This window comes from Streptomyces sp. NBC_01498 (assembly GCF_036327775.1).
Lineage (GTDB): Bacteria > Actinomycetota > Actinomycetes > Streptomycetales > Streptomycetaceae > Streptomyces.
Map to the genome: position 1 here is coordinate 1,435,013 of NZ_CP109598.1, position 13,980 is coordinate 1,448,992.

Genomic DNA, 13,980 nt, shown 5'->3' on the forward strand with positions numbered 1-13,980 from the left:
ATTCTCGGGTGGGTCGAAGCACGACTCACGATGCCAGGACCAACAGCGAGGACCACAGAAGCATTTGAGCCATAAGGGAAGAGGGCCAGAAACAAGAAATTCCCTATCATCCTTTTTTCTGCCGCAGAAAACCGTGCGGGATTCGGCCTTTCTCGCGTATGCGCGGGCATCAATCCGGGAAGCGACACGCGCGCGAGCGGCCTCGTCCGGCCGGCTCCCCCGGCCCGGGGAGCCGGCACATGGCTCGGGCCGTTCCGCCAGTCGACGGGCGGACGACACCGCACGGTCGCGCGGAGCGGGGAATGCTTGTGGGTAACCCCCGCCCGCGCCCCGGCCCCCGTCCCCCCGGCCCCCGGCGCGTCATGGAAGGACGGCCGCACCGTGTCGATGACCCTGCCCTCCGCGCTGCGGCGGCTGCCCCTGCGGCGGTTGGTCTGTCTCGTCTTCCTTCTCCTCGTGGCCGCCTGGGTCGCCGGGAACTGGCCGGTGATCCTCTCGGGCCTCGACGAGCTGCGTGGCGCGGACCGCAACTGGCTGCTGGCCGCGGTCGTCCTGACCGGGGCGTGCTGGATTCCGGTCTGCCTGCTGCGCCAGGGCACCGTCATGGAACGGCTGCCCGCCGGGCGGCTGTTCGCCTCCCAGGTCGCGGCCGGATCGGCGAACCATCTGCTGCCCGCCGGGCTCGGCGCGCACATGGTGACGCTGCGGTTCCTCCAGCGCTGCGGGCTGTCCACCGCCCGGTCCGTGGCCGCGCTCGCCCTCTACTCGCTGGCCCAGCCCGTCGGCCGGTACACCCTGCTGCTCACGCTCATGGCCGCCTGCCCCGGCGCCATCCCCCTGGGCGGACTGCTGCCGGCCGAGTACGGGATGCTCGCGCTGCTCCTGCTGATCGGCGGGCTCACGCTGGTGGCGCTGGCGCTCTGGTCGGTACGGCCGCTGCGCGGCTTCGTCCAGGACTTCCTGCGGACCGCGCTGACCGACGCGCGCGCCCTGCACGCGAGACCCTCCCGGGCGATCGCCCTGTGGACCGGGGCGCTCGCCTTCCCCGCGCTCCAGGCCTGCGTCATGGTCACGGTGACCCGGGCGCTCCAGATGCCGGTGCCCACCGTCGACGTCATGATCGCCTACCTGGCCGCGGGCATCGTCGCCGGGATCGTGCCGACCCCGGGCGGGATCGGTTCCGTCGAGGCGGCACTGCTCGTCGCCCTCGTCGGCGCGGGCTCACCGGTCCACGTGGCGACCGCCGCGGTCCTCGGATTCCGCCTCGTCACGGTGTGGTTGCCGCTGCTCCCCGGGGCTCTGGTGCTGGCCGTACTGGTCCGCCGGAAGGTCCTCTGAACACCGGGTACGGCGGCCGGACGGGGAGCGTCAGCAGCAGGGCCAGCTCCGTCCAGACGAACGCGTTGCCGCCGACGAAGCCGTCGACGCCGCTCGCGTCGTACCGCCACAGCCAGACGACGTAGCTGCACAGGATCACGTACACCCCGAGCGCCACGGTCAACGGGCGGGCCCGGCGCGGCGGTTCGAGGGCCCGGTCGGCGAGGACGGCGAGCGCCGGGAGCAGCCACACCAGGTGATGGACCCAGGTGACCGGGCTGATGAGGCACGCGGCGGCGCCGGTGAGCGCGATGCCGCCGCGCACGTCGCCCACGGCTCGGGCCTTGTCGACCCGGTACGCCCAGGCGCCGACGACGGCGACGACGCCGCAGGCCCACCAGAGGCGTCCGGGTTCGGCCGGTGCGGAGAGCCGGGCGAGGACGCCCTGCCAGGACTGGTTGGAGATGTACGACAGGTCGCCGATGCGGCTGGTGTCCCAGAGGGCGGACGTCCAGTACGCGTGCGAGGCGCCCGGTGCGAGCCACAGGGCGAGCAGGGTCGCGCCCACGGCGACGGCGGCGGCCGTGCCGGCGGCACGCCGGCGGCGGGTGACGACGAGCCAGCCGATGAAGATCGCGGGGGTCAGCTTGATCGCCGCCGCGAGTCCGATGCCGATGCCCGCCCACCGGCCGCCGGTGGACAGCAGACGGGCGTCGGTGAGGACGAGAGCCAGCAGGAGGAGGTTGACCTGGCCGAAGCTGACGCTGTCGTAGACCGGTTCCAGCAGGGCGAGCATGCACAGGATCAGGGTGTAGGAGGTCCACCGGTCCAGGCCGTGGCGGCGGACGATCGGCTCGGCGAGGCGGCGCAGGATCAGGGCGAGGGCGCCGAGGTTCGCCACGATGCCCGCGGTGAGCGCGGCGGGCCAGCCGAGGAGTGACAGCGGCAGTACGCAGAGGGCGGCGAAGGGCGGGTAGGTGAACCCGTACGTCTGGCCGGGCACCCGGTAGTCGTACAGCCCGGCGCCGCGCAGCCCGTCCCGGGCGCCGGTCCAGTGGCGCACCGCGTCGTAGTAGACCCACAGGTCGAACCAGTCGCGGTGGTACGGGACGGTGGCGACGAACGCGGTCACGCCCGCGCACAGCACGCCCAGGAGCAGCCGTCGGCGGCGCCGCGACGCGCCCCGCCACCCCGTCGGGTCCTGCCCCGTCGCGCCCCGTCCGGTCCTGCCCGGTCCCGTCATGCCGTTCTCCCCGGTTCCCGCGCGGTCAGGGTCATGTCGTCGCCCGACATCTCGCGCGCCCACCAGAGGGCGACCACCGCGAACAGCCCGCCGCACGTCGCGAGCGCCAGCTGGAGGCCGTCGGCGGCGAGCCCGCTGGGCAGTTGGGCCAGGGCGAGCACCCCGCTGGCGACGGCCACCACCCGGCGCGCCGGTCCCGGCGGGGCGGCGGCGGCCAGCGGGAACAGGCCCCACAGCACGTACCAGGGTCGGATCGCCGGGCCGAGGACGGCGACCGCGATCAGGCTGAGGCCCAGCGCGTACACGGGGCTGTGCCGAGGGCGGCGCAGCCACACCAGCAGCACCGCGACGGCCGTCGCCGCCAGGCCGGCCGCGCGCCAGGCGTCCAGGGCGTACGGTGCCCATTCGCTGTCCGCGCGGCGCAGGACCGACGCGGTCATGCGGCCGAGGAGCGAGGTGAGGGCCCAATTGTGCCGGGAGACCGGGGTGTTGAGGGCGCCGATCCAGCCGTAGCCGGTGCCGGTGACCGCCGTCACCACGACGGTCGTCGCGAGGGCGACACCGGTGACCGAGCAGGCCGCCCGGAGCCATCGGTAGCGGCCGGTGAGCCCGCCGGCCCAGAACACGGCGACTGCCGCGAGGCCCAGCGCGGCGGGCGCCTTGACCAGCGCGGCGAGCGTCATCAGGACCGCGCCCAGCCAGGGGAAGCGGCCCCTCGCGGCCACCAGCGCCATGCCGAGCAGACCCAGCATCACGGCGTCGTTGTGCGCGCCCGCCACCAGGTGCAGCAGGAGCAGCGGGTTGAGCGCGCCCAGCCACAGCGCGGCGGCCGGGGCGGTCCCGCCCCGGCGGGCGAGCAGCACCAGCGACACCACCATCAGGCCGACGCCGAGCAGCGCGACCAGCCGCATGCCGAGTACCCCGGCGGGGAGTTCCGCGCCCGAGGCGCGCGCGACGAGCGAGGCGAACGACAGGAACAGCGGGCCGTACGGGGTCGGGGTGTCCTGCCAGATGGGCGGGACCTGCGCGGCGAGCGGGCCACCGAGCTGGTCGGGACCGTGGGTGTACACGTCGATCCGGGCGTCCACCATCGCGCCCTGCGCCAGATAGCTGTACACGTCGCGGCTGAACAGCGGTGGGGCGAGCACCAGGGGTGCGGCCCACACCAGGAGGGTGACCACCATGGCGCGGGTGTCGGGCGGTCGTGGTCCGTGTACGGCGCGGCCCAGCCGGGCCCAGGCGGCGACGAGCAGCACGAGCCCGAAGTAGGCGGCGACGAGACCCACCGCCGCCGCTTCGGACGAGATCGCGAGTGCCTCCCCGACGGGCAGGGCGCCGGCACTCGCGCCGCCGACGGCCACGGCGGCGGAACCGGTGAGCCCCAGTAGTCGGCAGCTGCGTATATGCGATTCGTCGCCCGGGGTCAGCACGAAGGGAGCCTGCCGGTGGCCGGTGGCGGGAAGGCGACGTGCGGGACGCGGGAGGGAGTCCGGGACATGTCGGGCACTCTGCGAGGTGACCGTGCCGGCGATCGTCGGGCCGGGGACGGGTTCCTCGGGCCCGCCGGTCCGGGTTTTCGTCTGCCGCCGTGCGGTGGGGTGTTGGTGGGGAGATGACGACGCCGGTGTCCCGGACCTGCGAGGTCCGGGACACCGGTGCGCAGGCGTACGCGACGGGGCTGGGCGATCGCTCGCGGACGGCGGGGAAGGTTCCCCGCGTCGAAGGCTGTCGGCGGCTGCCGGCGGCCGGGCCGGACGCCGTTGTGCCGGGCGGCCGTCGGACACCGCCCGCTCTCGGGTCGGCATTCGTCCTCGCTGCCGCCGTCGGCGAGGTTCTCGCTGTAGACCCGGCCGGAGGCGCCGCTGCCGCGGACCGTCACGCAGGTCCCCTTGTTGCCCGACTCGTTGTTCGTCGAGCAGTGGTGGTCGAGGACGACGCCGCCCACCGCGTTGCCGCCGCAGGCCGGGTGCGGGCCGCTGCGGCGGGCGATGCCGGTGCTGGTGGCCCCGCCGCTGGTGGGGTTCGCCGGCGGGGTCGGCTTGCGGTGGGAGCGCGGACAGGTCAGGGCTCCGGCGGGTGCACCGCTCGGGGGTTCGGCGGCCCGGCGCCGTCGGGGCGGCGGGCACCGGCGCGGTGAGTGCGGCGGCCGTCAGGGCCAGGGCGGCAAGGTCGGGACCGGTCGGCCCGGATCGGCCGGTCGGCTCTGTGCCGGCTCGGCCATCCGGGTGGAACGGGCGTTTCTCGCACGTGGACGGTGCTCCGCCGTGGCCGACCCGTGTCATGAAGGTGGTGCGACCGGGGAAAATCCGGACGCTCACCGAACACAAGAAGGACATCACCATGACCGCACCGCACGCCGGGCACCGGATCGCCTCCGTGTTCGCCGGGGTTCTGCTGGCCGGGACGGCGCTGGCCGCCCCCGCCGTCGCCGACGACCACCGGCCCGGCCCGGCCTCCGTCACCGCGCAGGACGACCAGGCCCAGGCTGCCGCGTACGCCAGGGGCCGGGTCATCGCCCACCCGTCGGTCCTCGTGCGCAAGACCCCGAACCGGAACCACCCCCCGATCGGGGAGATCCCGTTCGGCACCTACATCGACATCAAGTGCAAGGTCAACGGCGAGGTCATCGACGGCAACCCCCGTTGGTACCTGCTCAAGAACGGCGGCTGGGTCTCCGCCCGCTGGGTCGAGAACGTGAACGGCATCCCGCCGTGGTGCCGCGCGTGACGCACTGACCTCTGTGCCCTCTCGCCACGGCGGCTCTCCGCCGGGCGGGAGGGCACAGTTTTTGTCCGGCATGATTTCGGCCGCCGGCCCGGTGCCGGTCCGTCCGGCGCCGGGCCGGCGGCCGAAAGCCCGAACGGGCCTGACCTCGAACGGCGTTCGGGCGGTGGCCCACGAAGCAGCAGCCGGGACAGCCACGTACATGAACCGTGAACGTCGTTCCGGCGGCCGGAAGCCCGAACGGGCCCGACCTCGCGTTCGGGCGGTGGCCCACGAAGCAGCAGCCGGGACAGCCGCGTACGTGAACCGTGAACGTCGTTCCGGCCCACGGCGCGCCTCAGCGGAACGCGGCGGCGTTCTCCGCGGCCCACTGCCGAAACGTCCTCGGGGACGCGCCGGTGATCCGGGGAACGGTGTCGCGCACCCTGAGCAGTTCGTCGTTGACGTCGCCACCTGTCAGGTCGAGCACCGCGTCGGCGGCCTCGTCGCCCAGAATGCCCGCCATCCCACGACGGGCTTCCTGCCGGCTGATCTCCGTGAGCGGGACGCTCCTCCCCAGGACGTCCGCGATCGCCGCCACCCGCTGCCGGGGCGTGATCCTCTCCGGGCCGGTCAGCGCGTACGTCGCCCCCCGGTGCCCGGGTTCGGTGAGCGCCACGCGTGCCACCGACGCGATGTCCGCCGGGTGGATCGTGGGGAGGCCGATGTCCGTGTAGGGCACCCGGACCGTGCCGCGCCCGCGGATCGCCTCCGCCCACCACAGGGCGTTCGAGGCGAACTCCGTCGGCCGCAGGATCGTCCACGCCATGCCGCTGTCCTTGAGCACCTGCTCGACGGACTGGTTGGCGCCGGCGGGGCCCAGATGCGGATGGGTCTGGACGGTGATCGACGAGACCAGCACCACGTGCGCCACGCCCGCCTGCCGGGCCGCCTCGACGATCTCCGCGTCCGTACCGATGCGGGAGACCAGAAACAGCGAGCCGGCCCCTTCGAGCGCGGGCTTCATCGAGGCCGTATCGGCGAAGTCGCCCGTGACGGCTTCGACCCCGTCCGGGAACGCGGCTCGTCCGACGTCCCGGGTGAGCCCTCGCAGCGGGCCCGCGCCGAACGCCCGGAGCTCCCGTACGAGAGCACTTCCTATGTGTCCGGTGGCTCCGGTCACGAGGATCATGAGGTCTTCTCCCGCCGTCGGCCGCTGATCAACATGCCGCGACGCTAGAACCTCAACCGAACTTCAGGTCAAGGGAAAGCGGGGGCACGTCGGGGCTGGGGTTCTGTCGTTCGGATCAGTCCGGATCGGTGAGCGCCCGCCGTGTCGGCGGCCGATGTCACGTGGGTGCCGTGGTCGCAAGGCGCTGGAGGGAGGCCCGGCGGAGGCCGTGCCTCCCTCCAGCGCCGTCAACGGCGGCGACGCGTGGTGCCGGGGCACGCGAGCCCGGCACGATCCGAACGACCGGCCCCAGGACCGCCGTCACCCTCGCGACCCGCCGCGTCACGTCAGGCCGGGTCCACGCAGCGTTGGACGACCCAGCGATGCGGCGAGATCGGCCGGACGCGTGCGAACCCGTGGGCCTCGAAGACGGCCATCGGGCCCGTGTGCAGGAAGGAACCCGGCACCGAGCGGTCGTCGGTCTCCTCCGGGCAGCCCTCGACCGTGCCCCCACCGCCCCGGGCGATACCGGCCAGCGCTCCACCGAGCGCGGCATGGGCGACACCGCGACCGCGCCACCCCTTCCCGGTGAAGAAGCAGGTGACGCGCCAGTCCGGCAGCGTCACCAGTTCCTTCTCGTACCGCCGCCTGCTCTTGATCTCCGGCAGTTCGGCGGGCGGGCCGAACTGGCACCAGCCCACGCAGTCGTCCCCGGCGAAGACGAGCGCGGCATGGGCGCGGCCCGCACGCACGCGCTGTTCCTTCTCGGCACGGTTCTGCTCGGAGGTACGCCCCTGCCCCTTGCCGAGCTTGACGTGGAAGCCCATGCACCAGCAGCCGCCCCACACACCGTGGTGCGCCTCGACCAGTCGGGCGAAGGCCGGCCAGGTGTCCCCGTCCAGCGGCCTGGTGAGGAAAGGGGCGGGGGTGGACGTATCGCCTGTCGCGCTGTCGCTCACGGTCCCTCCACATGCCGGCCGGTCCGGCGCCCCGGCCGCCTCGGCCACGAACGGCCCACCGGCCGATGTTCGCGTACGAGACCATCCACGACAAGCCCGGACGCGGGGTCATGATCTGTTACAGAGTGGTCACAATACGTGATTTCGACACCACGTGAACCACAACTGCCGTGCCATGATGCGGAGTTATGACGGCAGGAGAGCACGGGGGATACAGCTCGATTCGCGTCAGACTCTCCGGAGGTGCGGCGGGCAACGTCGATGTGCACGCGCTGAGAAAGTGGCTGGAGCGCGAGCGCGGCCTGGAAGTCCTGGTCGGCGACGAAGAACTGAGCATCTACGAACAGCCGCAGCCCGACGGCGGCGAGACGGGCGACGACGGTCCCGCCATGGGCGCGGCCATGGACATCGTGCTGGTGCTGACCGGGGCCGTGTCGCCCCGCCTCTTCGATCTGCTGCTCGCCAAGACCAAATCGGGAGTCGAGGCCTGGCGGAACAACCGCCGGTCCGTGGAGCCCGGCGACCCGCCCGAGGTCGAGATCACCCCGATCGAGCCACCGGGGGACGGGACCACCCCGATCGACCCGCCCGGGGGCGAGATCCCCCCGATCGACCCGCCCGAGGGCGGTCCAGGCACGCGGGCCGACGGGGAGGAGTGACCTGGTGTCACGGTTCGACCCGAGGGGGAGGGCGAATCGGGCACTGCTGATCGGGGTGTCCGAGTACGAGACATTGCCCAAGGGCAATCTGCCGGGCGTGGCCGAGAACCTCACGGAGCTCTCGGAGGCGCTGAAAGCGGGCCGGATCTTCGGCGACAAGGAGGTCGTCACCTGTAGTCCCGTGGGGGTGGACGCGTTCACCACCGTGCTCAACAAGGCCGTCGAAGAGGCCGAGGGCCTGCTGCTGTTCTACTTCGCGGGGCACGGGGCCGTCCCCAGCGGCGGGGACGAGCTGTGGCTCCAGATGCGCAACGCGCACGTCGTCAAGGGCGTCGTGTTCCAGGGTGCCCAGTCGTGGACCCATGTGCTCAGCACGCTGGCCAGCAGCAAGGCGAAGCAGATCGTCGTCGTTCTCGACTGCTGCCACGCGGGCAACGCCGGGAGCGCCTGGGAGGCGCTGGAGCACAAGGGGCGCATCTCACAGCTCATGTGTGTGCAGGCCAACCACGAGATCGGCGCGGGTCCGGGGACGAAGCCGACCCCCTTCACCGAACAACTCGTGCGGATCCTGAAGGAGGGAGTGGGCAAGCAGGGGGGCGATGTCAGCTTCCGGACCCTGTCGGAGGAGATCCGGGCGCGCATGTCCAAGCACCGGACGAAGCGCTCCGAGGTGTGGGAGCCGCAGAGCCGCCCCGGCACCTCCGGTACGGACGTACTGCTCGCCACCGACATTCCGCTCCCGCCACCGCCGTCGCCGCCACCGCTCCCGCGGTGGCGCCGGAAACCGTTCCTCGTCGCCGTGGCCGCGGCGCTGGTGACGGCTCTCGTCCTGGGCGTGTACTTCCTGACCGCGGTTCCGGGCCCGCCCAGCTGCGCGCCGCCCCTGGAACTGCGGCTGCTCACCGATCCCGACATCGAGCCCACCGTGCGCAAGGCAGCCGCGTCCTACATGACCTCCGACGCGAACCGTACGAGCGAGGGCTGCCGGCGCAGCGGGATCACGACGTACAGCGCGGGCGCCGCCGACGCCGTCGTGGCGTTCCGTGACAACTCCACGGCCTGGCAGGAGCCGTCGGACGTCGAGTCGACCGTCAATCCGCAGCGTGACATAGGGGCGCAGCCGGACATCTGGATCCCGTCCGCCTCGGCGGATGTGCGGCGCGCCGCTTCGAAGAGCGGGCGGGTCGCCGCGTCGATGGGCACGCCCGTCCCGCTGGCTTCCTCGCCGATCGTGCTCGCCGTCCCGAAGGAGTCCGCGAAACGGCTGCCCGGTCAGCGGGAGGGGCGGAAGCTCGCCGACCTGGTCACGGCGTTCATCGCCGCGGAATCCGGCGCCCAAGTGCGGCGCGCGGATCCGGAGTTCACCGCCGCCGCCCTGCTGGCCACCGAGGGGCTCTACGGTGCGGCGGGCTCCGGCAAGAACGGCGAGCAGCAGGTCGCGCACGTGGGGCTGCCCGCGCTCACCGGACGGGACCTGCTCTGCCAACTGCCGGACCTCGAAGGGGAGGTGGACGACCGTACGGCGGCGATCGTGCCCGAGCATCTGCTCACGACCGGTGTCGACTGCGAGAAGGAGAGACGTGCCCCTCGCGTCGCCCTGTACCCGGCCGACGTGCCGGGCCTCGACCCGGTCTTCGTCCGGGTGACCTGGAAGGACGCGGATCTGGACGCCAAGGCCAGGAGCGCGGCGGCGGACGGTTTCCGGGAGTGGCTGACCGGCAAGGGCGGGGCCGCGATATTCGGCGCGGACGGATTCCGGGGCGCCGTGGACGGTGAGACCGGCGCCGGTGAGGCGAAGGGCCCGTCCGGGGCCGGGGCCGGGACGCTGCCCGATCCGGACCCGCTCGCCGGACCCGCGACCGGTGAGGAGCTGGACGAGGTCCTCGACACGTACCGCAACGCGAGCGGCCCGGGCCGTGTGCTCTTCCTGCTCGACAGCTCCGGCTCGATGCGGAAGTCCTGGGAGGGTCCGAGCGGCGCCCCCGGGATGCTGAAGCAGTCGCTCGCCGGACTCGGCAAGCAGGACGTGTACGGGGTGTGGGCGGTCGCCGACACGGGCCCCGGGCCGTACACCGAGGTGCTCCGCTTCGGCTCGCACACGAACACGGAGGCGAGGGACAGGATCGACGAGAACGCGCAGGTGAGGGATGCCGAGGCCGACCCGTACCGGGCGCTCTCCGCCGCCCTCGACGACATGGCGGAGAAAAGTACCGACGACCGGGGTCCCCGGCTGATCGTCTATCTCACGGACGACGAGGACAACGACCGGCTGACCGGCGCCGGGCTGTCCAGGCTGCTCGCGTCGGCCAAGGACAAGGAGATCCCGGTCGTCGTGGTGTCGCTGAAGGCCGACGCGTGCCTCAAGGACCGTCCCGATCGGAGGATCGCGGACGCAAGCGGGGGACGCTGCCTCGACGGCACCAGCGGTGACGTCATCGCCGCGCTGTCGGACGAGGTCGCCAGGACCGGATCAGGAGACCAGAGATGATGCCGTCCCGCGCCCGGCGCCCCGTACGATTCCGCGCGGCGGCGTTCGTCGCCGCACTCGCGCTCTCGGTCACCACCGCCTGTGTCGGCGGCGGCGCGGACGGCGGGCAGGAGAGCGTCGGCGGTGGTGCGGGCACGACCGCCCAGGACTCCGGCGGCGGCCACATCTGGGTGGCCAGCGGACGTGATGTCACCGGCAAGGGCGGTATCCGCCAGCAGCTCGTGGACGACTGGAACACCGCGCGGAAGAAGAAGGAGAAGGCGGGCGGGCCCGTCTTCCGCGCCCACCTGGTGGAACTGCCGGGCTCGGCCGACCAGCAGCGCAGTCAGCTGCTGGGCGCGCTCCAGTCGGGCAGTGCGACGTACGACGTGATCAATCTCGATGTGACGTGGGTACCGGAGTTCGCCGCGGCGGGCCTCATCAGCCCCCTGGACGACAATCTGCTCGACAGCGACGTGATCGATTCCGTGGCCCGTACGGGGCGCTGGAACGGCAAGGTCTACGCGGCGCCGTTCAACAGCGACGTCGGGCTCCTGTTCTACCGGCGTGACTACCTGAAGCAGGTGGGTCTGAACAGCGTGGAGCTGGACGGGAAGGTGAAGACCTGGAGTGACCTCCAGGCGGTGATGAACGACATCAACGAGGCGGAGAAGCCCCCGCCGTTGTACGAGAAGGGGTGGACGACGCAGCTCGGCCGTTACGAGGGGCGAACGGTCAACGCGATCGAGGCGTTCGCGTCCGTGGACGGCGCTCCGGCTCTCACCGACGGCGAGGGTCGCTACACGGGGAGCACGGACAGCCTGGTCGGCGGTGTGGGCGAACTGCTCGACCGTACAACCCAGCCGCTCATTCTCGACCGTGCCGAGGAGTCGGACGAGACGGAGTCGCTGTCGGACTTCACGGCGGGCAGGACCGCTTTCCTGCGTCACTGGCCGACCGCCTACGCCACCCTGCACCAGACCTTCGAGGCCGAGCAGCTCGGGGTGATACCCCTGCCCGGCAAGGCCGTCCTGGGCGGCCAGAATCTCGCCGTGAGCAGCAATTCCGAGCACGCGGCGGCGGCCCGGGATCTCGTCACCTTCCTCACCGCCGCGAAGAGCCAATGCCGCCTGCTGCGGGCGGGGTTCGCGGCGACCAGGAAGTCCGCCTACGCCGCGAACCCGGCCGACTGCCGGGACGGGACCGGGGGCGACGCCTCCGCCTCGCCCCCTTCCGCGTCGCCCTCCGGCTCGGGTGAGAGCGCCGACCCCATGCCGCGCGACGCGTTCGGCCGCCCGGAGTACGCGACCGGGACGCTGCTGACCGCCCTGCGGAACGCGGCGCAGCGCCCCCGTACTCCGTACTACGGCGCGTTCACCCAGGCGTTCACCAGCGCGCTCGACCCGCTCTTCCTCGACAGTCGTCCGAAGGACAAGGTGCTCGCGAAGGCGCTGGACAAGGCGTTGCGCGAGGCGATGCCCACCGCCGACTGACGTGTGGTCGGACACCGATGGGTGAAGAACTGACGATGCGTCAGACAGCGTCCAGTTGTGCCACCTCGGCGGCGGTGAGTTCGAGGTCGGCGGCGGCGGTCGAGTCGGCCACCGTCTCCGGGCGGCTGGAGCCCGGAATCGGCACCACCGCGGGCGACTTGGCCAGCAGCCAGGCCAGACAGACACGCTGCGGGCTCACTCCGTGCGCGTCGGCGACGCTCTGGAACGGGGAGTGCGAGGAGCCGAGTCCACCGGCGTTCCTGATGCCGCCGAACGGACTCCACGGCAGAAACGCGACCCCCAGCTCCGCGCACAGCTCCAACTCCGGTTCGCTGGAACGGAACGCCGGTGAGAACTGATTCTGTACGGCGGCGAGCCGGCCGCCGAGGATGTCGTAGGCCAGTCGGATCTGCTCCGGATTCGCGTTGGAGATGCCGGCCTGCTGGATCTTGCCCTCGTCGAGCAGGTCCCGCAGGGCGCCGACGGACTCCTCGTACGGCACCCCCGGGTCGGGGCGGTGGAACTGGTACAGCCCGATCGCCTCCACCCCGAGCCGGCCGAGCGACGCCTCGCAGGCGCGCCGGAGGTGCTCGGGCGAGCCGTCCAGCGTCCAGGAGCCGTCGCCCGGCCGCAGATGACCGCCCTTGGTGGCGACCAGGACCTCGGAGCCCCGGCTGTGCGACGCCAGCGCCTTCGCGATCAGGGACTCGTTGTGGCCCACCTCGTCGGCGTGCACGTGGTAGGCGTCCGCCGTGTCGATCAGCGTCACTCCGGCGTCCAGCGCCGCGTGGACGGTGGCCAGGGACCGGGCCTCGTCGGGCCGCCCCTCGATCGACATCGGCATACCGCCCAGTCCGATCGCGCCGACCTCGGCGTCACCTATACGGCGGGTCTTCATGGTGTCTCGTTCTCCTTGCCGCTGACACGCCCCACCGGGGTCCCGGCGGGCTCCTTCGGGTGTGGCTCCTGCCCGGTGGGGCGTTCCCTACCCGTCGGGCGGAGAGGTGAACGCGCGTGTCCTGTCGGCGAAGGACCGGTCCGGGGGCGCCCGCGTGGTCGGGCCGGGGACACGACTGTTCGGACAAGTCCCGGGTGTTCGGCGGGAGTTCGGTCCGGACGCGGCCCGGCCGTCCTCTCAGGGGCAGAGTTGGTTCGGCCGCGGCTGGCACTCCCCCGGGTCGCCCGGGTCCACCGGGCCCGAACCCGGGTGGAAGTTGGACCACCACAGGGGCCGGCCGTTGAGGCGGACGACCAGGTTCCCGGCGTTCTGGATCGTCAGGTACGCGCCCGGACTGCCTCCGGTGCGGCTCTCCCACAGGGGGCGGAAAGCGGCGTCGTAGGCGGTGAGGTTGCCGTCGGCCTGGACGTAGAAGTACGTGCCCACTCCGTGGGTGCCGACGGCGGTCCAGATGGCGACACCGTCGCGGTAGAGCACCACGTGCCCGTCGTCCTGCTGCCGCAGGACGGTGCTCCCGTCGGGCGAGGACCAGCTCTCCCCGCGGGCCAGCCGCGAAGTGGCGGGGATGATCGTCTCGGTGGCGTCGGCCGAACGGGCCGCCGTCACGGACGGGGACCCGCCGGACGCGGCGGGCGCGGCCTGCGCCGGGCCGGTCAGCAGCCCGACGGCCGCCGCCAACGCTCCCAGGGCGGTGCCTGCGAGGGGGACGAACGAGCGCGAAGACTTCATGACGGATGTTCTCCTCTGCGTCGGAATGAGCGTGGCCGGGCACGCCCGCCACCGTGCGGCGGCAGGCCCAGTCTCGGCACGGCCGACGGTGGCGCGCGAGGTCCTTCGACGCCCGTCGAATCCGGACAGCGCACCGTGCGACAACCGCCGCCTCCCGGCCAGATCAACGGCATGGCGAACGTCCCCCGGCGGCGGCGTCTAGCGTGGCCGTACGCACGAGTTGACGGCGTCCGGCGCGGCCCTACGCACGAGTTGGCGGCGTCTGGCGTGGCCCTACTCAC

At 72.5% G+C, this 13,980-nt stretch carries 11 protein-coding genes; 5 read left to right on the top strand and 6 right to left on the bottom strand.

What is annotated here, in order from left to right; all coding sequences use genetic code 11:
- Nucleotides 1-387: 387 nt before the first annotated feature.
- A complete protein-coding gene (locus tag OG875_RS05960; RefSeq protein ID WP_330177613.1) occupies nucleotides 388-1,338 on the top strand; it encodes a lysylphosphatidylglycerol synthase transmembrane domain-containing protein in 951 nt (316 codons plus the stop codon).
- Here OG875_RS05960 and OG875_RS05965 read toward each other — a convergent pair.
- Nucleotides 1,268-2,560 carry a glycosyltransferase 87 family protein gene (locus OG875_RS05965; RefSeq protein ID WP_330173185.1) on the bottom strand — a complete coding sequence of 431 codons (1,293 nt, stop codon included), beginning with the start codon at nucleotides 2,558-2,560 and terminating at the stop codon, nucleotides 1,268-1,270. The two genes, OG875_RS05960 and OG875_RS05965, sit on opposite strands and share 71 nt — an antisense overlap.
- Entirely contained in the window at nucleotides 2,557-3,990 is a 1,434-nt protein-coding gene (gene mptB / locus OG875_RS05970) for a polyprenol phosphomannose-dependent alpha 1,6 mannosyltransferase MptB (RefSeq protein WP_330173186.1), read from the bottom strand. Before mptB ends, OG875_RS05965 begins: the two co-directional genes overlap by 4 nt.
- Nucleotides 3,991-4,900: 910 nt before the next feature.
- On the opposite strand from mptB, the gene OG875_RS05975 reads away from it, so the two are divergent.
- Complete coding sequence (locus OG875_RS05975) at nucleotides 4,901-5,287, top strand: SH3 domain-containing protein (protein ID WP_330173187.1); 387 nt, start codon at nucleotides 4,901-4,903, stop codon at nucleotides 5,285-5,287.
- 334 nt (nucleotides 5,288-5,621) lie between these two features.
- On the opposite strand, the gene OG875_RS05980 is transcribed toward OG875_RS05975, so the two are convergent.
- Both OG875_RS05980 and OG875_RS05985 read right to left on the bottom strand, forming a co-directional pair.
- Nucleotides 5,622-6,455: an NAD(P)H-binding protein gene (locus OG875_RS05980; protein WP_330173188.1), complete on the bottom strand. Its 834-nt coding sequence runs from the start codon at nucleotides 6,453-6,455 to the stop codon at nucleotides 5,622-5,624.
- A gap of 326 nt (nucleotides 6,456-6,781) precedes the next feature.
- Nucleotides 6,782-7,393 carry a GNAT family N-acetyltransferase gene (locus tag OG875_RS05985; protein ID WP_330173189.1) on the bottom strand — a complete coding sequence of 204 codons (612 nt, stop codon included), beginning with the start codon at nucleotides 7,391-7,393 and terminating at the stop codon, nucleotides 6,782-6,784.
- Nucleotides 7,394-7,581: 188 nt separating this feature from the next.
- Here OG875_RS05985 and OG875_RS05990 point away from each other — a divergent pair, with 188 nt between their 5' ends.
- From OG875_RS05990 to OG875_RS06000, 3 genes are read left to right on the top strand one after another with little or no spacing between them, the layout of a single operon-like run.
- Entirely contained in the window at nucleotides 7,582-8,052 is a 471-nt protein-coding gene (locus tag OG875_RS05990; protein ID WP_330173190.1) for a hypothetical protein, read from the top strand.
- A 4-nt stretch (nucleotides 8,053-8,056) separates the two neighbouring features.
- Nucleotides 8,057-10,540 (top strand): substrate-binding domain-containing protein, encoded by a 2,484-nt coding sequence (locus tag OG875_RS05995; RefSeq protein ID WP_330173191.1) that lies wholly within the window; start codon nucleotides 8,057-8,059, stop codon nucleotides 10,538-10,540.
- A complete protein-coding gene (locus OG875_RS06000; protein WP_330173192.1) occupies nucleotides 10,537-12,012 on the top strand; it encodes an extracellular solute-binding protein in 1,476 nt (491 codons plus the stop codon). The genes OG875_RS05995 and OG875_RS06000 overlap by 4 nt, the downstream gene beginning before the upstream one ends.
- Before the next feature lie 40 nt (nucleotides 12,013-12,052).
- Here OG875_RS06000 and OG875_RS06005 read toward each other — a convergent pair whose 3' ends face one another.
- Nucleotides 12,053-12,910, bottom strand: coding sequence for an aldo/keto reductase (locus OG875_RS06005; RefSeq protein ID WP_330173193.1), 858 nt, complete (start codon nucleotides 12,908-12,910; stop codon nucleotides 12,053-12,055).
- A 237-nt stretch (nucleotides 12,911-13,147) separates the two neighbouring features.
- The gene (locus OG875_RS06010) at nucleotides 13,148-13,699 is read right to left on the bottom strand and encodes a hypothetical protein (protein WP_330173194.1); all 552 of its coding nucleotides are present in this window, start codon (nucleotides 13,697-13,699) and stop codon (nucleotides 13,148-13,150) included.
- Nucleotides 13,700-13,980: the final 281 nt, after the last annotated feature.